General features: G+C 70.8%; 23 protein-coding genes. 17 read left to right on the top strand and 6 right to left on the bottom strand.

Going from position 1 to position 25498, the window contains the following annotated elements; all coding sequences use genetic code 11:
* Positions 1 to 24: 24 nt before the first annotated feature.
* Positions 25 to 456: a DUF1841 family protein gene (locus ACPOLB_RS09975; RefSeq protein WP_425261192.1), complete on the bottom strand. Its 432-nt coding sequence runs from the start codon at positions 454 to 456 to the stop codon at positions 25 to 27.
* 34 nt (positions 457 to 490) lie between these two features.
* On the opposite strand from ACPOLB_RS09975, the gene ACPOLB_RS09970 reads away from it, so the two are divergent.
* The 7 genes from ACPOLB_RS09970 (at position 491) to ACPOLB_RS09940 (ending at position 7919) form a co-directional block, all read left to right on the top strand.
* Positions 491 to 1066, top strand: a complete 576-nt coding sequence (locus ACPOLB_RS09970; RefSeq protein WP_425261191.1) for a malonic semialdehyde reductase — start codon at positions 491 to 493, stop codon at positions 1064 to 1066.
* Positions 1063 to 1806 carry a sulfite exporter TauE/SafE family protein gene (locus tag ACPOLB_RS09965; RefSeq protein WP_425261190.1) on the top strand — a complete coding sequence of 248 codons (744 nt, stop codon included), beginning with the start codon at positions 1063 to 1065 and terminating at the stop codon, positions 1804 to 1806. The genes ACPOLB_RS09970 and ACPOLB_RS09965 overlap by 4 nt, the downstream gene beginning before the upstream one ends.
* A 62-nt stretch (positions 1807 to 1868) precedes the next feature.
* Positions 1869 to 2486 (top strand): ParA family protein, encoded by a 618-nt coding sequence (locus tag ACPOLB_RS09960; RefSeq protein WP_425261189.1) that lies wholly within the window; start codon positions 1869 to 1871, stop codon positions 2484 to 2486.
* A gap of 8 nt (positions 2487 to 2494) precedes the next feature.
* Complete coding sequence (locus ACPOLB_RS09955) at positions 2495 to 2947, top strand: MaoC family dehydratase (RefSeq protein ID WP_425261188.1); 453 nt, start codon at positions 2495 to 2497, stop codon at positions 2945 to 2947.
* A gap of 94 nt (positions 2948 to 3041) precedes the next feature.
* Entirely contained in the window at positions 3042 to 3803 is a 762-nt protein-coding gene (locus tag ACPOLB_RS09950) for a response regulator (RefSeq protein WP_425261187.1), read from the top strand.
* Complete coding sequence (locus tag ACPOLB_RS09945; RefSeq protein WP_425261186.1) at positions 3800 to 5665, top strand: ATP-binding protein; 1866 nt, start codon at positions 3800 to 3802, stop codon at positions 5663 to 5665. Before ACPOLB_RS09950 ends, ACPOLB_RS09945 begins: the two co-directional genes overlap by 4 nt.
* A 70-nt stretch (positions 5666 to 5735) precedes the next feature.
* Complete coding sequence (locus ACPOLB_RS09940; RefSeq protein WP_425261185.1) at positions 5736 to 7919, top strand: diguanylate cyclase domain-containing protein; 2184 nt, start codon at positions 5736 to 5738, stop codon at positions 7917 to 7919.
* Here the strand turns inward: ACPOLB_RS09940 and ACPOLB_RS09935 are convergent.
* On the bottom strand, positions 7904 to 8749 hold the full coding sequence (locus tag ACPOLB_RS09935) for a segregation and condensation protein A (protein ID WP_425261904.1): 846 nt from the start codon (positions 8747 to 8749) through the stop codon (positions 7904 to 7906). The genes ACPOLB_RS09940 and ACPOLB_RS09935 overlap by 16 nt on opposite strands.
* An 18-nt stretch (positions 8750 to 8767) precedes the next feature.
* Positions 8768 to 8980: a DUF3460 family protein gene (locus ACPOLB_RS09930; protein ID WP_425261184.1), complete on the bottom strand. Its 213-nt coding sequence runs from the start codon at positions 8978 to 8980 to the stop codon at positions 8768 to 8770.
* A gap of 81 nt (positions 8981 to 9061) precedes the next feature.
* On the opposite strand from ACPOLB_RS09930, the gene ACPOLB_RS09925 reads away from it, so the two are divergent.
* The 7 genes from ACPOLB_RS09925 (at position 9062) to ACPOLB_RS09895 (ending at position 16171) form a co-directional block, all read left to right on the top strand.
* Positions 9062 to 10594, top strand: a complete 1533-nt coding sequence (locus ACPOLB_RS09925) for a CHAD domain-containing protein (RefSeq protein ID WP_425261183.1) — start codon at positions 9062 to 9064, stop codon at positions 10592 to 10594.
* A 122-nt stretch (positions 10595 to 10716) separates the two neighbouring features.
* Complete coding sequence (locus tag ACPOLB_RS09920) at positions 10717 to 11013, top strand: hypothetical protein (protein WP_425261182.1); 297 nt, start codon at positions 10717 to 10719, stop codon at positions 11011 to 11013.
* Positions 11010 to 11585 carry a tetratricopeptide repeat protein gene (locus tag ACPOLB_RS09915; RefSeq protein WP_425261181.1) on the top strand — a complete coding sequence of 192 codons (576 nt, stop codon included), beginning with the start codon at positions 11010 to 11012 and terminating at the stop codon, positions 11583 to 11585. The genes ACPOLB_RS09920 and ACPOLB_RS09915 overlap by 4 nt, the downstream gene beginning before the upstream one ends.
* 91 nt (positions 11586 to 11676) lie before the next feature.
* The gene (locus ACPOLB_RS09910; protein WP_425261179.1) at positions 11677 to 11934 is read left to right on the top strand and encodes a DUF4212 domain-containing protein; all 258 of its coding nucleotides are present in this window, start codon (positions 11677 to 11679) and stop codon (positions 11932 to 11934) included.
* Positions 11935 to 11937: 3 nt separating this feature from the next.
* Positions 11938 to 14061, top strand: a complete 2124-nt coding sequence (locus ACPOLB_RS09905; protein WP_425261178.1) for a sodium:solute symporter family protein — start codon at positions 11938 to 11940, stop codon at positions 14059 to 14061.
* A gap of 127 nt (positions 14062 to 14188) precedes the next feature.
* Positions 14189 to 15694 (top strand): DUF294 nucleotidyltransferase-like domain-containing protein, encoded by a 1506-nt coding sequence (locus tag ACPOLB_RS09900; RefSeq protein WP_425261177.1) that lies wholly within the window; start codon positions 14189 to 14191, stop codon positions 15692 to 15694.
* 81 nt (positions 15695 to 15775) lie between these two features.
* Positions 15776 to 16171 carry a hypothetical protein gene (locus ACPOLB_RS09895; RefSeq protein ID WP_425261176.1) on the top strand — a complete coding sequence of 132 codons (396 nt, stop codon included), beginning with the start codon at positions 15776 to 15778 and terminating at the stop codon, positions 16169 to 16171.
* A gap of 1 nt (position 16172) precedes the next feature.
* Here ACPOLB_RS09895 and ACPOLB_RS09890 read toward each other — a convergent pair whose 3' ends face one another.
* Positions 16173 to 17855, bottom strand: a complete 1683-nt coding sequence (locus ACPOLB_RS09890) for a SulP family inorganic anion transporter (RefSeq protein WP_425261175.1) — start codon at positions 17853 to 17855, stop codon at positions 16173 to 16175.
* Between the two features lie 63 nt (positions 17856 to 17918).
* A complete protein-coding gene (gene metG / locus ACPOLB_RS09885) occupies positions 17919 to 19970 on the bottom strand; it encodes a methionine--tRNA ligase (RefSeq protein ID WP_425261174.1) in 2052 nt (683 codons plus the stop codon).
* Positions 19971 to 20212: 242 nt separating this feature from the next.
* Here metG and ACPOLB_RS09880 point away from each other — a divergent pair, with 242 nt between their 5' ends.
* Together ACPOLB_RS09880 and apbC are read left to right on the top strand one after the other, a co-directional pair.
* Positions 20213 to 22369: a hypothetical protein gene (locus ACPOLB_RS09880; protein ID WP_425261173.1), complete on the top strand. Its 2157-nt coding sequence runs from the start codon at positions 20213 to 20215 to the stop codon at positions 22367 to 22369.
* A 125-nt stretch (positions 22370 to 22494) separates the two neighbouring features.
* Positions 22495 to 23592 (top strand): iron-sulfur cluster carrier protein ApbC, encoded by a 1098-nt coding sequence (gene apbC, locus ACPOLB_RS09875; protein WP_425261172.1) that lies wholly within the window; start codon positions 22495 to 22497, stop codon positions 23590 to 23592.
* Between the two features lie 33 nt (positions 23593 to 23625).
* Here the strand turns inward: apbC and ACPOLB_RS09870 are convergent, their stop codons facing one another.
* Positions 23626 to 24558, bottom strand: a complete 933-nt coding sequence (locus ACPOLB_RS09870) for a sigma-70 family RNA polymerase sigma factor (RefSeq protein WP_425261171.1) — start codon at positions 24556 to 24558, stop codon at positions 23626 to 23628.
* Positions 24559 to 24766: 208 nt separating this feature from the next.
* On the opposite strand from ACPOLB_RS09870, the gene ahpC reads away from it, so the two are divergent.
* Positions 24767 to 25342: an alkyl hydroperoxide reductase subunit C gene (gene ahpC, locus ACPOLB_RS09865; RefSeq protein ID WP_425261170.1), complete on the top strand. Its 576-nt coding sequence runs from the start codon at positions 24767 to 24769 to the stop codon at positions 25340 to 25342.
* Positions 25343 to 25498: the final 156 nt, after the last annotated feature.

Here is a 25498-nt window from a genome sequence, read left to right as displayed (position 1 = left end):
GATCTTCCCGTCGCGTCCCCGCTCTCAGCGGGTGGCGCGTTTTCTGACGGCTTCGATGTAGGCCTGGCCGTCGGGGGGCAGGCCGCTGCGCTGGCTGGTCCAGATCATCTCGCCCAGGCACTCCATCACCTCGTGGTGGGCGGTGTGCAGCGAGTTCCGCCGCGCGGCCAGCAGGCCCACGGCCTGGCGGATGCCGGTGGGCTGGTCGATGCTGCACTGCTCCTCGATCGTGAGGTGCATGCTCAGGTGCAGGAACGGATTCGTGCGGCCGTCCTCGACGGTGTAGGCAGCCGCCAGCGCCGCGTCCACGTCGGCGAGGTCGGCGTCGTACTCGGGGTGTTCGGCGATCCAGCGCACCGCGATCGCCTCCATCGCGTCCACCGGCAGGCCGGCGCGGTGCTTGGCAAATGCGGCGCAGAAGAATCGCCGCACGTCGGACTGGGAGGGCTGGAACATCCGACAATTGTCGGGTCTTCCCTCCGCCCCCGCCATGCAGACCACGACAGAACGTCTCTTCACCGACGCGCGCACGCAGAACGGCTATCTGGACACGCCGGTGTCCGACGCGCAGCTGGAGCAGCTGTACGAGCTGCTGAAGTGGGGCCCGACGGCCGCCAACAGCAACCCTGCGCGCTTTGCCTTCGTGCGCTCGGCCGCCGGCAAGGAGCGGCTGCTGGCCTGCGTGAGCGCCGGCAACCAGCAGAAGGTGCGCGAGGCGCCGGTGACCGTGATCGTCGGCATGGACCTGGCGTTCTACGAGCAGCTGCCGCAGCTGTTTCCGCACACCGACGCCCGCAGCTGGTTCGCCGGCAAGCCGGCGGCCATCGAGGCCACGGCCTTCCGCAACTCGTCGCTGCAGGGCGGCTACATGATCCTGGCCGCACGGGCGCTGGGCCTGGACTGCGGGCCGATGAGCGGCTTCGACGCCGACAAGCTCGACGCCGCGTTCTGGGCCGGCACCGCGGTGAAGACCAACTTCATCTGCACGCTGGGCCAGGGCGACCCTGCGAAGGTGTTCGTGCGCAACCCGCGCCTGGCCTTCGCCGACGCCTGCCGGCTGGTTTGATCACCGACCCCTGGTTCTACGCCGCGGCCATCCCCGCGGCGTTGCTGATCGGCCTGTCCAAGAGCGGCTTCGCGTCGGGTTTCGGCGCGCTGGCCGTGCCGCTGCTGGCGCTGAGCGTGCCGGTGCCGCAGGCGGCCGCGATCCTGCTGCCGCTGCTGGTGGCCTCGGACCTGGTGGGCCTGACGGCCCTGGTGCGCCGGCGCGACAAGGCGCTGATCCGGCTGCTGCTGCCGGCCGGCCTGCTGGGCGTGCTGGTGGGCGCGCTGCTGTTCGGCGTGCTGTCGGCGCAGACGGTGGCGGCCGTCGTGGGCGCGCTGACGCTGGCCTTCCTGGCCACGCGGCTGGTGTTCCCGCCGCGTGCCGATGCGCCGCCGCCGCCGCGCTGGCTGGGCTTCTTGCTCGGCACGGTCTCGGGCTTCACCAGCTTCGTCGCGCACGCCGGCAGCCCGCCGGTGGCCTTCTACGTGCTGCCGCTGCGGCTGCCGCCGGTGGTGTATGCGGGCACGATGGCGGTGTTCTTCGCTGCCGTGAACATGGCCAAGTGGGTGCCCTACGCCTGGCTCGGGCTGATCGACCAGCGCAACATGCTCACGGCGCTGGTGCTGGTGCCGGTGGCGATGGCCGGCGTGGGCCTGGGCGTCTGGCTGGTGCGGCGCATCTCGCCCGTGCACTTCTACCGCATCCTGCACGTGGGCATGGGGTTGACCGGGGTGAAGCTGCTCTGGGACGGCCTGCGCTGAGCGGCTACCATCGCCGACCAGCCCGCCCACAACCGCCGCAGCGACTGCAAGGAGCCCCCGCGATGCCCGTGATCGTGATCGCCAACCCCAAGGGCGGCGTCGGCAAGAGCACGCTGGCGACCAATGTCGCCGGCTGCCTGGCCGCTGCCGGCCACGCGGTGATGCTGGGCGACGTCGACCGCCAGCAGTCGTCGCGCCAGTGGCTGGCGCTCCGGCCGGCGCAGCGGCCGCCGATTCGCGGCTGGGACGTCGCGAACGACCACATCGTGCGCCCGCCCAAGGGCACCAGCCACGTCGTGCTCGACACTCCGGCCGGCCTGCACGGCAAGCGCCTCGACGCCGTGCTGCGCATCGCCGACAAGCTGCTGGTCCCGCTGCAGCCCAGCCTCTTCGACATCCAGGCCACGCACGCCTTCGTGCAGGAGCTGCGCGCGCACAAGCGCGGCGGCGACATCGCGGTCGGCCTGGTCGGCATGCGCGTGCGCGAGCACACGCGGGCCAACGAGCAGCTGCACGCCTACCTGGCGACGCTGCCGGTCCCCGTGGTGGCCTGGCTGCGCGACACGCAGAACTACGTGCAGCTGGCCGCGCACGGGCTGACGCTGTGGGACGTGGCGCCCAGCCGCGTCGAGCGCGACCTGGAGCAGTGGGCGCCGCTGCAAGACTGGATCACGGCATGAATCACCCGATGAAGCATTTCGCCCGGCTGCAGGACCTGCAGGCCGAGGTCGGACACACGCTGGCCGTCAGCGACTGGATCGCGGTCGAGCAGGAACGCATCGATCGCTTCGCCGAGGCCACCGGCGACCACCAGTGGATCCATGTCGATCCCGCGCGCGCCGCCGCCGGGCCCTTCGGCGCGCCGATCGCGCACGGCTTCCTGACGCTGAGCCTGCTGCCGCTGATGGGCGACTCGGCCTTCGCCATCGACGACGTGCGCATGGGCGTGAACTACGGGCTGAACCGCGTGCGCTTTCCGCACCCGGTGCGTGCCGGCAGCCGCGTGCGCGGCCACTTCAAGCTGCAGAAGTACGAACCGCTCGAGGGCGGCGCGCAGCTGACGGTGGAGGTGACGATGGAGATCGAGGGCGTCGACAAGCCGGCCTGCGTGGCCGAGTCCGTCTCGCGCCGCTTCACCTGAGCCGCGCCCCCTCCAAAGAGGGAGGAAACCGCCGCAAGGCCGGGGCCGACAATGCCCCGGGCACACGGCCGCACAGCGCCGGAAGGACACTGCAATGAAGGTACTGCTGGTCGACGACCATCCCCTCATCCTCGCTGCGTTGCAGTCGGTGATCCAGGGCGTCAACAGCGACTACCAGGTCGTGGGGGTCGACAGCGCCGCGGCCGCGCGCGCCACCCTGGCGGCCGACGCCGACTACGACTTCGTGCTGCTCGACCTGGCCCTGGGCGACGCCAACGGCTTCGACGTGCTCTCCGAGTTCCGCACGTCCTACCCCGGGGTGCCGGTGGTCGTGGTGTCGGCGTCCGATCGCGCCAGCGACGTCATCCGTGCCATCGACCTGGGGGCCATGGGCTACGTGCCCAAGCGGTCGTCGCACGCCGAGTTGCAGGAGGCATTGCGCATGGTCATGTCCGGCAGCCTCTACGTGCCGCCGGGCATGCTGGGCCAGTCCGCGCGCGGCCCCGATTCGCTGGACGGCGACACCGTCTCCGGCGTGGCGCGGCCGGAGAACGACCCGCTGGCCGGCGCGCCGCTCGGCGCCCGGGCGCGTGCCGAGGCGCACCAGGAGCTGACCCTGGCCAGCATCGGTCTCACGCCGCGCCAGAACGACGTGCTGGCGCTGCTGCTGCAGGGCCTGCCGAACAAGCTCATCGCGCGCCATCTCAACCTGTCGGTGGAGACCGTGAAGGACCACGTGGCCGCGGTGTTGCGCGCGCTCGGCGTGAACTCGCGCACGCAGGCCGTGCTGGCCGTGAGCCAGATGACACAGGGCCACGGCGGCTTCGTCGCGCGCCGCCTGCCGCCGCGCCCATGAGCCTGCCAGCGGCCGCCGCGCCCGCGGCACAGGCATCGACCGGCGCGCCGGCCGGGGCTGCCGAGGCCCACGTGCCGGCCTGGCGCCGCCACGGCAGCAGCGTCGACCACATCCGTGCGCTCTACCAGCAGTCGCCCGCGTCGCTGACCGGCAACATGGTCGGCATGGTGCTGGTCAGCGCGATGTTCGGCGCGCTGGCGCCGCCGATGGCGCTGCTGTCCTGGCTGGGACTGGGCGCCACGCTGTGGCTGCTGCGCCTGCTGCACTACCTGCGCTACCGGCGCCAGCCGCAGGCAGACGACGGACTGCTGCGGTCCTGGCGGCGCTCGTGGCGGCTGCTCGTGCTGTCGCAGGGCACCATGTGGGGCGTGGCGGTGTGGCTGTTCTGGGGCCTGGGCTCGCCCTACCACCAGCTGGCGCTGATCCTCATCGTCTACACCTACTGCCTGGGGTCGGTGCAGCTGCTGGCAACGCAGCCGCGCGTGTTCCTGCTGTTCCTGAGCCTGGTGCTGACACCCACGATCGTGCGCGTCGCCACCGACGGCAGCCAGCCGTGGAACCTGCAGCTGGCGGGCATCCTGGCGCTGCTGTTCTGCATCACCGTGCTGATGGCACGCACCTACGGCAGCGCACTCGGGCAGGCGATCTCGCTGAAGGCGCGCACCGACGCCCTGGCGGTGCGGCTGCGCGAGGAGACGGCCGTCGCCGAGGCCGCGCGCCGTGCCGCAGAGGCTGCCAGCCGCGCCAAGACGCAGTTCTTCGCCGCTGCCAGCCACGACCTGCGCCAGCCGTTGCATGCGATGGGCCTGTTCGCGGAAGCGCTGCGCCAGCGCACCCATGACCCCGAGGTGGCCTCGCTGGTGAACAGCATCAACGAGAGCGTCGACGCGCTGGAGGGCCTGTTCGGCGAGCTGCTCGACATCACCCGGATCGACACGGGCGGCGTCGAGGTGCACCCCGCGCCGGTGCGGCTGCGCGACATCTTCGTGCGGCTGCGGCTGCACTTCGAACCCACCGCCTTCGAGAAGGGCCTGATGCTCAGCTTCCGCGGCGAGCAGCACGTGGCGCACGCCGACCCGGTGCTGCTCGAACGCATCCTGCGCAACCTGGTCAGCAACGCCATCCGCTACACCGACGACGGCGGCGTGCTCGTCAGCTGCCGGGCGCGTGACGGAGGCCTGGTGGTGCAGGTCTGGGACAGCGGCATCGGCATCGCCGAGGCGAGCCTGCCCCGCATCTTCGACGAGTTCTTCCAGGTGCAGAGCAACCGGCCCCTGGAGGCCCACCACCGCAAGGGGCTGGGTCTCGGGCTCGCGATCGTGAAGCGCCTGGCCGCGCTGATGGGGACCGAGGTCACGGTGCGCTCGCGCAGCGGCCACGGCACGGTCTTCTCGCTGGCCGTGCCGCTGGGCCGGTCGCCGCGCGACCCGGCGGCTCTGGCCGGCAGCGCGAAGGTGAAGGCGCCGCTGGGGATGACGCTGCAGGGCCGGCATGTCGTCGTCGTCGAGGACGAGGCCGCGGTGCGCGAGGGCCTGGTGGTGCTGCTGCAGGCCTGGGGTGCCAGTGTCACGGCCTTCGACACCGTCGAGGGCGTGCACGCGTGGCTCGCCCGCGGCGGTGCAGCGCTGCCCCACCTGCTGCTGGTGGACTACCGGCTGCCGCAGGGCAAGACCGGCATCGATGCACTGGTGGCGCTGCGCGCGCACTGGCCGGGAAGCAAGCTGCCCGCCATCGTCATCACCGGCAGCAGCCTGGGCGGCCACGAGGACGAGGCCGTGACGCACGACTACCACCTGCTGATCAAGCCGGTGCTGCCGAACAAGCTGCGCGCGATGATCGCCTTCAAGCTGGGCATGCGCTGAGCAGCCGTTGTGTGACCGGAGGTGCATCCGGACTGGCGCGACGGCGCGCTGCACGGCAGGATGGGCAACCATGACCCTGCTGTCGGACGACGAAGACCGCCGCCTTGCGCGCCTGCGCGACCTGCTGGTGCTCGACAGCGAGCCCGAGCCCGTGTTCGACACGCTGGCGCGCATGGCCTCCCAGGCCTGCGGCGTGCCCGTGGCGCTGCTGAGCCTGATCGACGCCGAGCGGCAGTGGTTCAAGGCCAACGTGGGCCTGCCGGGCGTCAACGAGACGCCGCGCGACGTCGCGTTCTGCGACCACGCCATCCGCTCCGACGATGTCTTCGAGGTGCACGACGCCACGGTCGATCCGCGTTTCGCCGGCAACCCGCTGGTCACCGGTGCGCCCGACATCCGCTTCTATGCCGGTGCGCCGCTGGTGCTGGCCGGGGGCGAGCGCGTCGGCACGCTGTGCGTCATCGACCGTCAGCGGCGCAGCCTCAGCCCCGCGCAGCGCCACCAGCTGCAGCAGCTGGCGCGCGTGGCCGTGGAGGCGCTGGAGATGCGCCGGGCGCTCATCGACAAGTCGCTGGCCGTGCGCAGCCGGCACGAGCAGGCGCTGGCCGACAGCGAGCGTCGCCACCGCGCGATGCTCGACGCGCAGAGCGAGCTGGTGTCGCAGGCCGCCTCCGACGGCAGGCTGCTCTACGTGAACCCGGCCTACGCCCGCCACTTCGGGCGCAGCGTGGACGCCATCCTGGGCAGCAACCTGTTCGACTACGTCGAGCCGTCGGACCGGGAGGCCGTGCGCGAGCGCGTGGCCTGGGTGCTGTCCACCGGCGAGAGCCTGACCGGCGAGAACCGCATGACCACCGGCAGTGGCGACGAGCGCTGGTTCGCCTGGACCAACACGCTGCAGCAGGGCGCCGACGGCCAGCCGCTGCTGCACTCGGTGGGCCGCGACGTCAGTGCCCGCAAGCGGGCTGAGCAGGCGTTGCGGGCCAGCCAGGCCTTCCTGGAACGCACCGGGCGCGCCGCCGGCGTCGGTGGCTGGGAACTCGACCTGGGCAGCGGCCGCCTGGTCTGGTCGGACCAGACCCGGCGCCTGCACGATGTCGGCCCCGAGTTCCAGCCCACGCTGGACAACGCGATCACGTTCTATCCGCCGCAGGTGCGTCCGCGCATCGAGCAGGCGGTGCAGGCCGGCATGGCGCATGGCACCCCTTGGGACCTGGAACTGCCGCTCGTCACCGCGCGCGGGCGTGCGCTGTGGGTGCGCGCCGTGGGCGAGGTCGAGTTCGAGGACGGGCGTCCGGCGCGGCTGGTGGGCGCGGTGCAGGACATCACCGAGCGCGTGCACGCCGCGCACGAACTGCAGCGGCAGAGTGCCATCCTGCGTTCGGTGGCCGAGGCCACGCCGGCGCTGGTCTCGGTGGTCGACGCGGCGCTGCGCTACCGGTTCGTCAACGGCGCGTTCGAGCGCTGGCACGGGCTGGACCGCGACCAGGTGCTGGGCCGCACCGCGCAGGAGGTCCTGGCCGGTGCCGATGTCGAGCGCAGCATGCCCTGGGCCCGCCGCGCGCTGGCCGGCGAGGCCGTGCACTTCGAACGCGACCATCCAGAGCGTCCGGGCGCGCCGCACCTGGCGGTGGACTACATCCCGCTGCGCCTGGACGACGGCAGCACGGACGGGTTCGTCGGCATCGCCCACGACATCACGCAGCACCGCCACGAGCAGCTGCGGCTGCGCGCGCTGTCGCAGAGCGACCCCCTGACGGGCCTGCTGAACCGCGCGGGATTCGAGCAGCAGCTCGACAACCTGCTCGACGACCACACCGGCGAGCCGCTGGCGCTGCTGTACGTCGACCTCGACCGCTTCAAGCCGGTGAACGACACGCACGGCCATGCAGTGGGCGACGCGCTGCTGCGCACCTTTGCCAGGCGCCTGGTGCGGCTGGTGCGGCCGTCGGACGCGGTGGCACGGCTGGGCGGTGACGAGTTCGCGGTGCTGCTGCCCGGCATGCGCGACGCGGCGCAGGCCGAACGCGTGGCGCGGCAGGTGGTGGACGCGGCGCTGCGGCCGTTCGTGCTGCCCGACCACCCGGGGCTGCCGCCGCTGCAGGTGGGCGCCAGCGTGGGTGGTGCCGTGGGCATGGCCGTGCGCAGCGGCTGGCCGGCGCTGCTGGCGCGGGCCGACCGCATGCTCTACCGGGCCAAGGCCGAGGGCCGCGGGCGCTTTGCCGTGGACGCCGGCGATCAGCTCGGCGCGTAGGCCAGGCGCACGTAGATCGGTGCGAAGGCCTCGGCCTGCGTCACTTCCAGAAGGCGCTCGCGCGAGAGTTCCAGCATCGCGATGAAGGTCACCACCAGCACCGGCGTGCCGCGGCTCGTGTCGAAGAGCTCGTGGAATTCCACGAAGCGCCGGCCCTGCAGCTTGCGCAGCACGATGCTCATGAACTCGCGCACGCTCAGCTGCTCGCGCGAGATCGTGTGGTGCTGGTTCAGCCGCGCGCGCTGCAGGATGTCGGCCCAGGCCTCACGCAGGTCGACCGGGCTGACGTCGGGAAAGCGCGGCTGCAGCGATTGCTCGATGTGCACCTGCGCGCGCAGGAAGTCGCGGCCGGCGAGCGGCAGCGCGTCGATCTTCGCGGCGCCCAGCTTGATCTGCTCGTACTCGATCAGACGCCGCACGAGTTCGGCGCGCGGGTCCTCGGGCTCGGCGCCGTCGTCGCTGCGCTTGGGCGGCAGCAGCATGCGCGACTTGATCTCGATGAGCATCGCCGCCATCAGCAGGTACTCGCCGGCCAGCTCGAGGTTGTTGCGCCGCACCTGGTCGATGTAGCCCAGGTACTGGCGCGTCACGTCGGCCAGCGGGATGTCGAGGATGTTGAAGTTCTGGCGCCGGATCAGGTACAGCAGCAGGTCCAGCGGCCCTTCGAAGGCCTCGAGGAAGACCTCCAGCGCGTCCGGCGGGATGTACAGGTCCTGCGGCAGCCGGAACAGCGGCTCGCCGTACAGCCGCGCCACGGCGACCTGGTCCACGGTCAGCGGCGGCGCCACCTCGGTCTGCGGCTCGGCGATCGGCGGCGCGTCCGCCGGCAGGGTGCTCAAGGCGGCGGCCTACTTGGCCGGCGTCGTGCGGGTCTGGTAGACGTAGGCCTGCTGCGGCACGCGGGCCTCGCGCCAGGCCGCCTGCGAGGGGCGGTCCAGGTCGCGGTCCCACAGCAGGGCGCGTCCGGCGCGCTGCTCGTCTTCCAGCGTCGGCTTCTTGGCCTTCAGCTCCTCGATGAAGGAGGTCACGTCGGACTTGTAGGGCTTCCAGAAGAACGGCATGGCGGCGTCGTGGCGGATCAGGGGAAACGCGGATTTTAGCCGTCCGTGGCGGCCCGGGCCGCAGGCCCTAGCATGCGCGCCATGGATGCCGTCGAAGTCGAGCTGAAGTTCCAGGTGCCCGCTGCCAAGCGTGCCGCCGTGCGCAAGGCCGTGGCCACGGCCGGTGCGCGCAGCGTGCGCCTGCAGGCCGTCTACCTGGACACCGCCGACCAGCGCCTGGCCGCGGCCGGCCTGGCGCTGCGCCTGCGCAAGGAGGGCCCGCGCTGGGTGCAGACGCTCAAGGGCCGCGGCGACGGCCTGATGCAACGCCTGGAGCACGAGGTCGCGCTGCCGGCGCAACGGGGCCGGCCGCAGCCCGACCCCGCGCGGCACGCCGGCACCGCGGTGGGGGCGCGGCTGGCCGCGCTGCTGGCCGACGGCACGCCGCTGCAGGAGCGCTACGGCACCGACATCCAGCGCCTGCTGCGGCGCGTGCGCACCGGGGGCGCGACCGTGGAGCTGGCCTTCGACAGCGGCCACATCACGGCCGCCGGGCTGCGGCAGCCGGTGTGCGAGGTCGAGTTCGAGCTCGTCGCCGGACCGCCGCAGCCGCTGCTGGCACTGGCCGCGCGCTGGGTGCAGCGCCACGGACTGTGGCTGGACGTGCGCACCAAGTCCGAACGCGGCCACCGGCTGGCGCTGGGCGTGCACGAGGTGCCGGCCACGGGGGCCGCGCCGGTGTTGCTGCGGGCGGCGCACACGCCGGGCCAGGCGCTGGGCGCGGTGCTGCAGGCGGCGCTGGCCCAGATGCTGCCCAACGCCGCCGAGCTCGGCAACGGCTGCGGCACGCCGGAGCACCTGCACCAGCTGCGCGTGGGCCTGCGGCGGCTGCGCAGCGCGCTGCGCCTGCTGGCGCCCTGGGCGGGCGATGCCGACGTCGCCCGCGCGCTCGAACAGGCCTGGCGCGGCCCGTTCCGGCAGCTCGGAGCGCTGCGCGATGCCGACGTGGTGGCGCAGCTGCTGCAACAGGCCGGCGCCGTCGAGGGCGCACCCCGGCACGCCGTGGCTGCGCCGGCAGCGGCAGCGACCGCAGAAGCAGACGGCGCTGCGGCCGTCGTGCGGCACCCGGAGTTCAGCGTGCTCGTGCTGCGCAGCCTGCGGCTGGCGCTCGACGCGTCGATGCTGCCCGCGCCGGACCATCCCAGCGCGACCCCGGCCGGCTCGCCCGCCGACGCCGCCGCGCGGCTGTTGCGGCCGGCGTGGCGCCGCGCGCGGCGTGACGGGCAGGCCTTTGCCGCGGCCAGCCCCGAGCAGCGGCACCGGCTGCGGCGCCAGCTGAAGCGCCTGCGCTACACGCTGGAATTCCTGCAGCCGCTGCTGCGGCGCAAGTCGGCCGCGCGGGCCCTGGAGGCGCTGCGCGCTGCGCTCGATGCGCTGGGCGCGAGCAATGACGCGCTGCTGGCGCAGGCGCAGCTGCAGGCCGCCGTCGCGCAGGGCACGGCCGACGCCGCCACCTGGTGGGCACTGGGCTGGCTGGCCGCGCAGCAGGACCGCCTGCAGCGCCGTGCCGCGCGGCAGCTGGCGCGGCTGCCGGCCGCATGGCCCCGCGCCAAGTCGCTCAGTGCTGATCGTTGAAGCCCCGACCGCGGGTTTGCCATCTTCGGGCTTGCCCGCAGTTCGGACACCGCACGGGCTGGCTGTCAGAACGCCGTAAGCGATTCTTTTCAACCTGACGGCAGTCTTTCAACGGGCCCGTCATGCTCCTGTTCGTCTCGTCGGTGAAACTGGTGGCCGAGATCGCGCTGCTCGCGTTTGCGGGGCAGTGGCTGCTGGGTCTGCTGGCCGGCGCCAAGCGCGAGACCAACTTCTTCTACCGGCTGCTGAAGGTGCTGACCGACCCGTTCGTGCGCGCTGCGCGCTGGGTGTCGCCCAAGCTGGTGCTCGACCGGCACCTGCCGCTGGTGGCCTTCCTGGTCGTGTTGTTCCTGTGGGTGGTGTCCACCCTCTACAAGATCCAGCTGTGCCTGGAGATCGGAGTGCAGGCATGTCGATGACGTCTCCCCGCGGCCACGCCTACCGGTGGATGAAGCTGCAGGCCATGGCCTGCCTGCTGTTCGGCCGCGACGCGCGCGCCGAGGTGCTGTTCGGCCAGATGCTCGCGCGCTGGCCCGGCGACGGCTACGCGCTGGCCAGCCGCGCCCACGTGCGTGCTGCCGCCGGGCGGCCCGCCGAGGCCATCGCCGACCTGCAGGCGCTGGTGCTGGCGCAGCCCACGCGCAGCGCCGGGGACTGGTTCAACCTGGCCTTCCTGCTCGAACGCGCCGAGCGCCTGGAGGAGGCCGAGGTCGCCTTCCGCCGCGCCGTGGCGCTGGACGACAAGCTCGACCGTGCCTGGTACGGCCTCGGTCTGGTGCTCATCCGCCGCGGCCAGCCCGACGAGGCGGTGGCGGCACTCAAGCGCAACACCGAACTCCAGCCGATGAGCCCCTACGGCTGGTACCAACTGGCGCGCGTGCACGTCGATCGGCAGAACGCCGACGAGGCACGCCGCATCATCCGCCACCTGAAGGGCTTCGAGCCCAAGGTGGCGGCGCAACTCGAGCGCGAGACCGGACTGGCCGCGTGAGGCTCGTGCCCCGCGGCTGCGCTCGCGCGGGGTGGGAAGAGGGTGGCGGCCGCCAGGCCGCTGGAGACGTTTGACAACTCGGAGGTGACCTATGCAGTTGACCGACAGCCACCGCCAGTACTGGCAGAAGAATTTGCGGCTCACCGCAATTCTTCTGTCCATCTGGTTCGTGGTGACCTTTGTCGTGGGCTTCTTCGCCCGCGAACTGAACTTCAATTTCTTCGGCTGGCCGTTCAGCTTCTGGGTCGCATCCCAGGGCGCGCTGATCGTCTACTGCCTGATCATCTGGTACTACGCGCGGACGATGAACCGGCTCGATCAAGAGCACGGCGTCGCCGAGGAGGAATAAACCATGGCTGGACTCTTTGGCGATAGCGGCGGTGGTACGTCCACGGCCGCCGACAACCGCGCCTTCAAGGCGCAACTGAACAAGGTGTACGGCTGGTACACCGGCGGCTTCATCGTCTTCATCGTCGTGCTGGCGATCCTGGAGCAGATGGGCCTGCCCAGGAACTGGATGGGCTTCATCTTCCTGCTGGCCACCGTGGCGCTGTATGCCGGCATCGGCATCATGAGCCGCACGACCGACGCGGCCGAGTACTACGTGGCGGGCCGCCGCGTGCCCGCGGTCTACAACGGCATGGCGACCGGTGCCGACTGGATGAGCGCCGCGTCGTTCATCGGCATGGCCGGCACGCTGTACCTCACCGGCTACGGCGGCCTGGCCTTCATCATGGGCTGGACCGGCGGCTACTGCCTGGTGGCGCTGTTCCTGGCGCCGTACCTGCGCAAGTTCGGGCAGTTCACGATCCCCGACTTCCTGGGCGCCCGCTACGAGGGCAACCTGCCGCGCTTCATCGGCATCGTCGCCGCGATCCTGTGCTCGTTCACGTACGTGGTGGCACAGATCTACGGCGTGGGCCTGATCACCGCGCGCCTGTCGGGCCTGGCCTTCGAGATCGGCATCTTCGTCGGCCTTGGCGGCATCCTGGTCTGCTCGTTCCTGGGCGGCATGCGTGCCGTCACCTGGACGCAGGTGGCCCAGTACATCATCCTGATCGTGGCCTACATGATCCCGGTGGTGTGGCTGTCGGTGAAGCAGACCAGCGTGCCCGTGCCGCAGGCCATCTACGGCTTCCAGCTGGAGAAGGTCACCGCGCGCGAGCAGCAGCTGATCGACGACCCGAAGGAAAAGGAAGTCATCGCTGCCTTCAAGGCGCGTGCCGACGAGTTCGACGCCAAGCTGAAGGACATTCCTGCAGCGCTGGCCGCCGACCGTGCCGCCGCCGAGAAGACGCTGGCCGACCTGAAGGCCGCCAACGGCCCGGCTGCCGACATCCAGGCCGCCGAGAAGGCGCTGGCCGCCGTGCCCAAGGACGAGGCTGCCGCCAAGGCCGCCTGGACCAAGGCCAAGGCCGACAACGCCAGCCGCGCGGTGCCGCTGGCCGGCATGCCGCGCCATGCGCAGCAGTTCGCCGGTGACCCGAACGGCGACGAGAAGGCCCAGGCTGCGTACGACACCTCGCGCCGCAACTTCCTGGCGTTGGTGTTCTGCCTGATGGTGGGCACGGCCGCGCTGCCGCACATCCTGATGCGCTACTACACGACGCCGTCGGTGAAGGAAGCGCGGGAGTCGGTGACCTGGTCGCTGTTCTTCATCTTCCTGCTGTACTTCACGGCGCCGGCGCTCGCAGTGCTGGTCAAGTTCGAGATCTTCAGCGTGCTGGTGGGAACACCGTTCGACAAGCTGCCGGCCTGGGTGGCGAACTGGGCGCGTGTCGACCCGGGTCTGCTGTCCGTGATCGACATCAACAAGGACGGCATCTTCCAGCTCGGCGAGATGAAGATCGGCGGCGACATCATCGTGCTGGCAACGCCGGAAATCGGCGGCCTGCCGTACGTGATCTCGGGCATGGTCGCTGCCGGCGGTCTGGCTGCTGCGCTGTCCACCGCGGACGGCCTGCTGCTGACCATCGCCAACGCGCTGAGCCACGACCTGTACTACAAGATGATCGACCCCAACGCGCCGACCGCGCGCCGCGTGGCGATCTCCAAGGCGCTGCTGCTGATCGTGGCCCTCGCGGCTGCCGGCGTGGCGGCGCAGAAACCGGCGGACATCCTGTTCCTGGTCTCGGCGGCGTTCTCGTTCGCTGCAGCGGCGTTCTTCCCGGCCCTGGTGCTCGGCATCTTCTGGAAGCGCGCCAACAAGTGGGGTGCGTCGCTGGGCATGATCGCCGGCCTGGGCGTGACGTTCTACTACATGGTCACCACGCAGCCCTGGCTGCGCGGCGTCTTCGGCGTCACGTCGAAGGTCGAACTGTGGTGGGGCATCCAGCCGATCTCGGCCGGCCTGTTCGGCGTGCCGCTGGGCTTCGCGGTGATCATCATCGTGAGCCTGCTGACCGCGCCCCCGCGCAAGGACACGCAGGACCTGGTCGAGCACGTGCGCTACCCGGACCTGAAGTTCGCGAAGTGATGCGCTTCGACACCTGAGTTTCGACACGGCGCAAGCCGTGCCGGGGCCGCGCACCGCAAGGGGCGCGGCCCTTTTTTCTTGACAGCGATCAAGTCGGCGCGCACCGTCGCACGGCAGCATGACCGCCATGGACCTCGACGACGCCGCGCCCGACGACCCGTCCGCCGATCCGTTGGCCGACCTGGCCCAGGTGCAGCGCCGCACGCAGGTGGCGTTCGCCGAGCAGGTGCTGGCGCAGCAGACGCTGGAAGCACCGCTGGCGCAGTTCCTGCGCGGCCTGCCACTGGCCGTGACGCCTGCGACCCCACTGCGCGACGCACTGCAGCAGATGCACACGCGCGGTGTCGGTTCGGTGCTGGTGGTGGACGCCGACGGCGCTGCGGTCGGCATCCTGACGCGGCACGACCTGCTGGCGCGCGTGGTACTGCCGGCCACCGACCTGGCCGCGCCGATTGCCGCGGTGATGAGCAAGCCGGTGCACACGCTGGACGCCGCACGCAGCGCGCACGATGCGGCGCTGCTGATGTCGCGCGAGGGCGTGCGCCACGTGCCGATCACGCAGCAGGGGCGCCTGGCGGGCATCGTCTCCGAGCGCGACCTGTTCACGCTGCAGCGGCTGTCGCTGCGGCAGATCGGCAACGCGCTGCGCACCGCCGGCGACGTGGCCACGCTGCAGGAGGCCGCCGCCGACATCCGCCGCTTCGCGGCGCAACTGTTCGCGCAGGGCGTGCAGGCGCGCAACATCACCGAGCTGGTGAGCCAGCTCAACGACGCGCTCACCGCGCGGCTGGTGGCCTTGCTGGCCCATGCACACGGGCTCGACCTGGGCCAGGCCTGCTGGCTGGCCTTCGGCTCCGAAGGCCGCGGCGAGCAGACCGTGGCCACCGACCAGGACAACGGCCTCGTGGTGGCCGATGCCGCCGACGCCGACCTGCCGCGCTGGCTGGCGCTGGGGCAGGCGGTGAACCAGGCGCTGGCCGATTGCGGCTACCCGCTGTGCACCGGTGGCGTGATGGCCGGCAACCCCGACTGCTGCCGCACGGTGGCAGGCTGGCGGGAGCGCTTCGCGCAGTGGATCGCCCACGGCGCGCCGCAGGACCTGCTGGCGGCCAGCATCTACTTCGACCTGCGGCCCGTCGCCGGCAACGCGGCGCTCGCGGCGCCGCTGTCGGCGCTGGTCGTGCAGCAGGCGGCAGCCACGCCCCGTTTCCTGAGCCAGCTGGCCGTCAACGCGCTGCAGCACCGGCCGCCGCTGCACTGGCACGGCGGCATCGACACGCAGCGCATCGACGGCCACGACGTGATCGACCTGAAGCTGCAGGGCAGTGCGCTCTTCGTCGAGGCCGCGCGCGTGCTGGCGCTGGCCACCGGCGTGGCCGCCACCGGCACGCGGCAGCGGCTGGAAGGCGCCGCCGCCGCGCTGGGCGTGCCCGACACCGAGGCGCAGGCCTGGGTGGCGGCCTTCGAGCACCTGCAGCTACTGCGCCTGCGGGTGCAGGTGGCCGACGGCACGGCGCACCCGAACCGCTGCCAGGTCGACACGCTCGACCTGCTGGAGCGGCGCGTGCTGCGCGAGTCGCTGCGCGTGGCGCGGGGCCTGCAACAGCGCGTGGCGCTGGACTGGCAGCGCTGACGCCGCCACCCGTCACGCACGCGCAACGCGGCGGCGGCGCAGGCGTGACGGCAGGTGCGGCCGTTGCTATGCTGGGTTCGCATGGCACAGCAGTCCGTCATCGCCCGCCGCATCCGCCGCCGCGGCTTTCGCAAGTGGTACGAGGCCGAGCTGATCCGCGGTCACGCGCATCTGGTGCTGCTGATCCTGTGCGCCCTGGCGGTGCTGGGTGCGCTGGAGGCCCTGTCCGACGGCAGCGGCGCCGACCGCGCGCTGCTGGCCTTGAGCCTGCTGCTGGCCGGCGGCATCGGCATCTGGGCGATGCGGCGCTACCTGTTTCTGCTGCTGCGCGCCGAGACCGTCGCCAACCAGGCCGTCTGCCCCGCCTGCGAAGTCTACGCACGCTGGTCCATCGAGGACGAATCCGGCGCCGCGGCCGAGCCGGTGCTGCGCGTGCGCTGCCGTGCCTGCCAGCACGGCTGGAAGATCGACTGCTGAGCTAACTGCGTGCCGCGCCTTCGGCCTTGCTGGCGAAGGCGGCGGCGACCGTGGGCACGATGTTGTCGGCGCCCAGCACGTCCTCGAAGCCCGAGCGCCGCATCAGCGACAGCGGCTGCTCGTTGACGTTGGCCAGCACCAGCGCCATGTCCTGGCGCTGCAGCGTGCGGTGCAGCTGCTCCAGTGCGTCGAGCCCCGAGGTGTCCAGCGAGATCAGCCGGTGCATCTCGAGCACCAGCACGCGCGTGCCGGCCGGCAGCTGCGCGGGCAGGGCCTCGATCTTGCCGACGGCGCCGAAGAACAGCGAGCCGAACAGCTCGAACACCTGCACGCCCGGCGGCACCGCGGCCTGCGGCACGGGCTGCACGCGGAACAGCCGGCCCATGCGGATGATGAAGAACACGCAGGCCAGCACCAGCCCCACTTCCACCGCCACCGTGAGGTCGAACACCACGGTGAGCAAGAAGGTGCCGACCAGGATGGTGCGGTACTGCAGGCTGAACTTGCGCAGGCGCTCGAACTGCCGCCACTCGCCCATGTTCCAGGCCACGAACAGCAGGATGCCGGCCAGCGCCGCCAGCGGCACGTGCTGCGCCAGCGGCGCGGCCAGCAGCACCACCGCCAGCACGGTGAGCGCATGCACGACGCCTGCCACCGGGCTGGTGCCGCCTGCGCGCACGTTGGTCACGGTGCGGGCGATCGTGCCGGTGGCCGGGATGCCGCCGAACAGCGGCGTGACGAAGTTCGCCACGCCCTGCGCCATCAGCTCCTGGTTCGGGTCGTGGCGCGGGTACGGCACCATGTTGTCGGCCACGCGGGCGCACAGCAGCGATTCGATGGCCCCCAGCAGCGCGATCGTCAGCGTCGGGATCAGCAACTGCTTGGCCGTGGCCCAGCTCACCTCGGGCAGCGCGAAGGCAGGCAGCGTCTGCGGGATGCCGCCGAAGCGGCTGCCGATGGTCTCCACCGGCAGCTGCAGCGCCAGCGTCGCCAGCGTGGCCGCCACCAGTGCGACGATGGTGCCCGGCACGTGGGCCGCCGCGCGCCGCAGCCGCGCCAGCGCGCCCAGCGGTGCGGTCGGCATGGCGTAGGACTTGGGCCACAGCACCACGATGGCCAAGCTGCCGGCGCCGATGGCCACGGCCGCCGGGTTCAGCGTGGCGGCGTGGCTGGCGAGCGTGCCCACCATCGCGAAGAAGTCGGCCGGCAGCCTGGGCGTGACGAGGCCGAGGAAGTCCTTCACCTGCGACAGCGCGATCAGCACCGCGATGCCGTTGGTGAAGCCGATGACGATGGGCACCGGCACGTAGCGCACCAGCGCGCCCAGCTTGAACAGGCCCATCAGGAACAGCAGCACGCCGGCCAGCGACGTGGCGATGAGCAGGTTGGCCAGCCCGTAGCGTTCGACGATGCCGTAGACGACGACGATGAAGGCACCGGCCGGCCCGCCGATCTGCACGTGCGAGCCACCCAGCAGCGAGATGAGCAGCCCCGCGATGATGGCCGTGAACAGGCCGGCCTCGGGCTGCACGCCCGAGGCGATGGCGAAGGCCATCGCCAGCGGCAGCGCCACGATGCCCACCGTGATGCCGGCGCCCAGGTCGGCGCCGAAGCGCCTGCGGTCGTAGCCCTGCAGGGCGTCGAGCAGGCGCGGCCGGAAGCTGTGCAGGGCAGGCAGGGACATGCCGACGATCATGCACCCGTCAGCTGCTGACAGGCTGACAGGCCGCAGGCGCGCCAGCGTGCGTCAGCGCACGCGCATCCCCGGCACGGCGCCGGGGAAGGGCTCCAGCACGTAGACGCCGGGTGTCGACTTCTCGTCGGCGTGGCTGGCGGCCAGCACCATGCCCTCGCTGACGCCGAACTTCATCTTGCGCGGCGCCAGGTTGGCCACCATCACCGTCAGCTTGCCCACCAGCTGCTCGGGCCGGTAGTTGGCCGCGATGCCGCTGAACACGTTGCGATGCCGGCCCTCGCCCACGTCGAGCGTCAGGCGCAGCAGCTTGGTGCTGCCGTCCACGGCCTCGGCGTTCACGATCTTCGCGATGCGCAGGTCCACGCGGAAGAAGTCGTCCACCGTGATCTCGGGCGCGACGGCCTCGCCGCCCGGCAGGGCCGGCGCCGGCGCGGCGGCTGCCGGCGGCGGCTCGAACAGCGCTTCGAGCTGCTTGGCGTCGACCCGCTGCAGCAGGTGCTGGTACGCGGCGATCTGGTGGTGGCCGAGCGCCCGCGCGCTGTCGGCCCACTGCAGCGGCGCGATGCGCAGGAAGGCCTCGACGTCGGCCGCCAGCTTCGGCAGCACCGGCTTCAGGTACAGCGTGAGCAGCCGGAAGGCCTCGATGCAGACCGTGCAGGTGTCGTGCAGCGCGGCGTCCATGCCGGCCTGCTTGGCCAGTTCCCAGGGCTTGTGCTGGTCGACGAACTCGTTCACCCGGTCGGCCAGCAGCATCACCTCGCGCAGCGCCTTGCCGAACTCGCGGGTCTCGTACAGGTCGTGCACCGTGGGGGCGTGCGCGCGCAGGCCGTCCAGCAGCACGCGGCCCTCGACGCCCACGTCGGCCGACAGCCGGCCGTCGAAGCGCTTGGTGAGGAAGCCCGCGGCGCGGCTGGCGATGTTGATGTACTTGCCGACCAGGTCGCTGTTGACGCGGGCGACGAAGTCCTCGGGGTTGAAGTCCAGGTCCTCGACCCGCGCGTTGAGCTTGGCCGCGATGTAGTAGCGCAGCCACTCGGCGTTGAAGCCCAGCTCCAGGTAGCGCAGCGGGCTGATGCCGGTGCCGCGGCTCTTGCTCATCTTCTCGCCGCTGACGGTGAGGTGGCCGTGCACGAAGACGCGGTCGGGCACCTTGCGGCCGCTGAACTTCAGCATCGCGGGCCAGAACAGCGTGTGGAACGTGACGATGTCCTTGCCGATGAAGTGCACCTGCTCGACGGCCGGGTCGGCAAGGTAGCGGTCCAGGTCGATGCCCAGCTGCTGCAGGCGCGCCTGCAGCGCGGCCAGGTAGCCCACCGGCGCGTCGAGCCAGACGTAGAAGTACTTGCCCGGCGCGTCGGGGATCTCGATGCCGAAGTAGGGCGCGTCGCGGCTGATGTCCCAGTCGCCGAGGCCGACCTGGCCGGCGGCGTCGCGCGTGAACCACTCCTTCACCTTGTTGGCCACCTCGGGCTGCAGCCGGCCGTCCTGCGTCCAGGCTTCCAGGAACTCGACGCAGCGCGGGTCGCTGAGCTTGAAGAAGAAGTGCTCGCTGGTCTTCAGCACCGGCGTCGCGCCGGACAGCGCCGAGTACGGCTGCTTCAGGTCGGTGGGCGCGTAGACGGCGCCGCAGACCTCGCAGTTGTCGCCGTACTGGTCCTTCGCGCCGCACTTCGGGCACTCGCCCTTGATGAAGCGGTCGGGCAGGAACATGCCCTTGTCGGGGTCGAAGAACTGCTCGATGGTGCGCGCCTCGATCAGCTCGTTCTTGCGCAGCGCGCGGTAGATGTCCTGCGCCAGCGCGTGGTTCTCGGGCGCGTCGGTGCTGTGCCAGTGGTCGAAGGCGATGTGGAAGCCGTCGAGGTACGGCTTGCGGCCTGCCGCGATGCCGGCGACGAACTGCTGAGGCGTCATGCCCGCCTTCTCGGCCGCGATCATGATCGGCGCGCCGTGGGCGTCGTCGGCGCAGACGAAGTGCACGTCGTGGCCCTGCATGCGCTGGAAGCGCACCCAGGTGTCGGCCTGGATGTACTCCATGACGTGGCCGATGTGGAACGGCCCGTTCGCGTACGGCAGGGCGGTGGTGACGAAGAGCTTGCGGGTCATTGTCGGCGGGCGCTGCGGGGCGCGTGACGGGGCGCATGGCTGTTGCAACCGGCCGGCGGCCGGTCACCAGGGGTGATGATTCTAGGTGGGCGCAGGACCCCCCAGAACGTGGGTTCGGTGTGGCGCCGGGGGGGTTGTTTCAATAAGCTGCCGAGCATCGCCGCGATTTGCCGCATGCCACCTCCGGCATGCAGCCTCCACACCGTGCGGCGCGCACATCGAACAGACCACAGGAGGTCGACGTGAAGAACTTCAGCAACACCCGCGCGCTGCCCAGAGCGCTCGGCATCGTCGCCCTCGTGGCGGCGCTCGGCGTGCTCTCGGGCTGCTGGGAGGACACCGACGTGCCGGCGACCACCACGCCGCCGGCCGGGCCCACCGTGCCGGCATTCACGGTCGAGGCGCCGGCGGGCAGCCCGATCGCGGGCGCCAAGGTCGAGGTGCCGGCCGACGCCGTGGTGGCCGCCGACAACATCACCATCGGCTACGAAGACGCGCTGCCGCTGGCCGTCGACACCGACGTCAGCACCGCTGGCTACGAACAACTGAGCAAGACGCTCGTGATCACGCGCACCGGCTCGGCCGACTTCGGCCAGACCGTCGACGTGACCATGCCGTACGACAAGAGCAAGCTGCCCGACGACGCCACGCCCATCGTCGTGTACCTCGACGAGGACACCGGCGGCTACAGCCCGATCGCCGTGAAGTCGATCGACCGCGCGAACGGCAAGATCACCTTCCTGACCTCGCACGCCTCGAAGTACGCCGTGATCTGGATCAAGGTCGGCGGCCTCGGCCCCATCGACCCGAGCAAGCTCGGCACCAGCGTGAGCTTCGACCCGACGGTCGACAGCTTCTTCGTGCACAACTTCGGCACCTACGAAGAGCCCGGCGGCAACTCGTTCGGCATGGCCGGCTACGCCGCGTGGTACCACCGCGCCCGCAAGGCCCTGAAGGGCGCGGCGCTGAGCACGCTGTACCGTGAAGGCAATCCGGCGCTCGAGGAAGACGACCAGGTCGCGCGCGAACTGATCATGCGTGCCTACCAGGCCGGCAACCAGAAGTCGCACATCAAGGCGCTGGACAACGCCGCCACGCTGGGGGCCACGAACATCGCGGCCGAGAACACCGTCGCGATGACCATCATCCAGCAGCTGATGATCACCAAGCAGGCGCAGCTGATGGTGATGGGCAAGGGCGCGGCGGGCACCTGGACCGACGCCCAGACCGTCGCCGTCTACGCCTACGACAGCGCGACGCAGCGCTTCCGCTTCTACGACACCCGGTTCCCCGGCGAGGTCGTGACGGTGCCCTGGAACCCGACCACCGGCTTCGGCGTCGACTCGAAGAACAAGGAATACGACGTCTTCGCCTTCGCGTCGTTCAACACCGCCTACTCGTCGAAGACGCTGGACAGCCTGTACGTGGCGGCCGAGGCCGGCTTCCCGACCAGCCTGTACCCGAAGATCGCCGTCACGGCGCCCGCCGAGCTGTCCACGTCGCCCGGCACCTTCGAGGTGGCCACCGACGACAGCGTCACCGTGCGCGGCACCGTGCCCCGCCCGGCCAGCGCCAACCCGAGCGCGCCGCGTTACGCCCACGTCTACCTGAACGGCACGCGCCTGCCGACCGCCTACCCGGTCGATGCCGCCAGCAATGCGTTCGAGTTCACGATCGCCAAGCTGCCCTCGGCTGCCGGCACCGACGTGATGGTGCTGGTCTCCGAGACCGAGAAGGCATATGCGGGCTGGGGCAGCGGCGCGGCCTGGGCCGGTGGCTTCCATGCCTTCAAGCAGTTCCGCCTGCGGGTGGCCAACCAGTTCTTCTTCCAGAACATGGGCCTGGAGACCGGCGACTTCACCGGTTGGGTGTCCGAGCGCCACAGCTGGGGCGGCAGCAGTGCAGCACCCGAAGTGGTGCCGTCGGACAAGAGCGAGATCATCGCCACGCCGGGCTTCGACCCCATCGCCACCGACCTGCAGGTGCCGCTGTTCGGCACCAAGGCCGCGCGCATCAATAACGAGGACAACGACGAGCACATCAGCACGCTGACGCAGACGGCCGTGGTGCCCTCGGGCAAGAACCCGGTGCTGCGCTTCTACTGGTCGGCGGTGCTCGAGGATCCGCAGCACGACCCGGAAGACCAGCCGTACATCGAGATCGTGGTCCAGAACAAGACCAAGAACATCGACCTGTACCGCAAGCGCTTCTTCGCCAACGATCCCTCGTACTCGGGCTGGCTGAGCTACCAGGGCGGCGACTGGAAGTCGATCCCGTGGCAGCTGGTGGAACTGGCCGTGGCCGAGTACGCCGGCGACACCATCGAGCTGAAGATCGAGGCGGCCGACTGCGCGCTCGGCGGCCACGGCGGCTACGGCTACCTCGACGTCGACGAGTGACCGGGCACGCCTGAGCGTCCTGCGACAGGCACCAGGGCCGCCCCATCGGGGCGGCCCTTTTTCCTTGTCGGCGGCATGCGCAGGCGGCGGCAGTAGACTCGCGCCCGCTCCAGCCTGAGGAATCCATGTCCACCGCCGTCACCGAAGCCGCGCTGCTCGAAGCGCTGAAAACCGTCATCGACCCCAACACCGGCCGCGACTTCGTCGGCGCCCGGCAGCTGCGCAACCTGCGCATCGAGGGCGGCGACATCGCCTTCGACGTCGAGCTCGGCTACCCCGGCAAGAGCCAGCACCCCGTGCTGCGCAAGGCGCTGATCGCGGCAGCGCGCACGCTGCCCGGCGTGCAGAACGTCAGCGTCAACCTGTCGACGAAGATCGTCAGCCATGCGGTGCAGCGCGGCGTGCAGCTGCTGCCGAAGGTGAAGAACGTCATCGCGGTCGCATCGGGCAAGGGCGGCGTGGGCAAGAGCACCACCAGCGTCAACCTGGCGCTGGCCCTGGCCGCCGAAGGCGCCAGCGTCGGCATCCTCGACGCCGACATCTACGGTCCCAGCCAGCCGATGATGATGGGCATCGAGGGCCGGCCCGAGAGCACCGACGGTCAGACGATGGAAGCCCTGGAGAACTACGGCGTGCAGGTCATGTCGATCGGCTTCCTGATCGACGGCGACCAGGCCATGATCTGGCGCGGCCCGATGGCCACGCAGGCGCTCGAGCAACTGCTGCGCCAGACGAACTGGCGCGACCTGGACTACCTGATCGTCGACATGCCGCCCGGCACCGGCGACATCGCGCTCACGCTGAGCCAGCGCGTGCCGCTGACCGGTGCCGTCATCGTGACGACGCCGCAGGACATCGCCCTGCTCGACGCCAAGAAGGGCCTGAAGATGTTCGAGAAGGTGGGCGTGCCCATCCTGGGCATCGTCGAGAACATGGCCGTGCACGTGTGCTCGAACTGCGGCCACGTCGAACACGTCTTCGGCGCCGACGGCGGCAAGAAGATGGCGGCCGAATACGGCGTGGACTACCTGGGTGCGCTGCCGCTGGCGATGAGCATCCGCGAGCAGGCCGACAGCGGCCGGCCCACCGTGGTCGCCGACCCCGATGGGGAGATCGCGGGCCTGTACAAGGCCGTGGCACGCACGGTGGCCGTGAAGATCGCCCAGAAGGCCAAGGACTTCTCGGCCAAGTTCCCGACCATCACGGTCTCGAAGACGACCTGACTGCCCGCGCCGCGGCGCCGGCCGGGGCGGCCGCTATCCCCAGCGCGTGTTGGCGTCCACGCGCAGCGGGGTGTCGCCGGACTGCAGCGTGCTGCTGGCGGTCGTGCCGTCGGCGCCGGGCGTGAACAGCTTCTCCAGCGTTTCGCTCCAGGCAGCGCCGGCGCGCGGGTCGGCCAGCTCGGTCTCGCGCTGACGCACGAGGTTGTCGAATGCGGCGCGGCCGTCGATGTGCGCGCGGTCGGTGGACCGCTGCGGCGTGTGCCCCAGATGCACGCCGATGCGGTCGCACAGCGAGCGGAACATCTGCGACACGCGGGTCGGGCTCAGCTGCCACTCCTCGGCCAGGGCCACCGGCGACAGCCCGATGCCCAGGTAGGCGTCGATCACCTGCCGTTCGCGCGGGGGCAGCTTGGCGAAGAAGCTTTCCAGGCGCCGCATCAGCAGCGCCGTGTCGACGCGGGCCTCGACCTCGTCCTGCGGCGTGGCCGCCTCGTGCCGCGGTGCGCCGTCGTCGGCGGCATCGGGCTCGGCGGCGTGGGCTGCCTGGCTGGCCTGCGCATCGGCTTCCAGCCGATAGATCTCGTCGACGCTCAAGCCGCACAGCGGGCTGATGTCGGCCGCGGTCGAGGCTTCGGCATGGCTGGCACGCCAGCGTTCGCGCGCCACCTGCACCAGCTTCACCTTGCGCCGCTGGTCGCGGCTGAGGTTGTCCATCTGCCGCAGTTCGTCGAGCATGGCGCCATGCACGCGCTGCCGTGCATAGCGCACGAAGGCCTCGCGCGCGTCCTCGCTGTCGCGGTCGCCTTCCCACTCGAAGCCCAGCGCGGCCTGCGCCACGGCGATGAGCCCGACCTGGATCAGGTCGGCCTTCTCCACATTGGCCGGCACGCGCCGCACCAGCTGGGCCGCCTGCTGCCGCACCCAGGACTCGTTTCTGAGGATCAGTGCCGAAGGCACCCCTTGCATCGAGATCATGGTTCCTGCCCCGCGTCGTGGAACCCTCCAGGCCCAGTATGCGCCGCGTCGCGCCGCCGCGTACAGGGTCAGGGTCAATCAATAGGTAAATGCGATCGTCGACTTCAATGCAATCAATCTGGCAAATGCTGCGCCGCAACCATAATTCACTTCATCGCGTTGTCCCGACGTTCTTCCACCCTTCCAAGGAATCGACACCATGTCCCTGATCAACACCCAGATCCAGCCGTTCAAGACCACCGCCTTCGTCAACCGCGCGGGCAAGGGCGAGTTCATCGAAGTCAGCGACGCCAGCCTGAAGGGCAAGTGGTCCGTGCTGATCTTCATGCCGGCGGCCTTCACCTTCAACTGCCCGACCGAGATCGAGGACGCGGCAGAGCACTACGCCGCCTTCCAGAAGATGGGCGCCGAGGTCTACATCGTCACGACCGACACGCACTTCTCGCACAAGGTGTGGCACGAGACCAGCCCGGCAGTGGGCAAGGCCAAGTTCCCGCTGGTGGGCGACCCCACCCACACGCTGACGAACGCCTTCGGCGTGCACATCGCCGAAGAAGGCCTGGCGCTGCGCGGCACCTTCATCGTCAACCCCGACGGCGTCATCAAGACGGCCGAGATCCACTCGAACGAGATCGCCCGCGACGTCGCCGAGACCGTGCGCAAGCTGAAGGCCGCCCAGTACACCGCCGCCAACCCCGGCCAGGTGTGCCCGGCCAAGTGGAACGAAGGCGCCAAGACCCTGGCACCGTCGCTGGACCTGGTCGGCAAGATCTAAGGCCTTGCCGTCCACCGCGGCCGGCCTGGCGCCGGTCGCTGCCCGTCTCCCGGCCTCGGCCGGGATCCTTCGGGCCCCGTCGACAACACCCTGAACGCCGCGCGGCCTCGGGTGCTGTCGACAGGGCCGGATCCGGCTCGCCCCATGCAACCCTGA

Origin of the sequence: Rubrivivax soli (genome assembly GCF_049810355.1) — a bacterium.
In the GTDB taxonomy this organism is placed as follows: domain Bacteria; phylum Pseudomonadota; class Gammaproteobacteria; order Burkholderiales; family Burkholderiaceae_C; genus Rubrivivax.
Note: the sequence above shows the minus strand (reverse complement) of the source record. Positions and strands in the feature narration are given on the sequence as shown.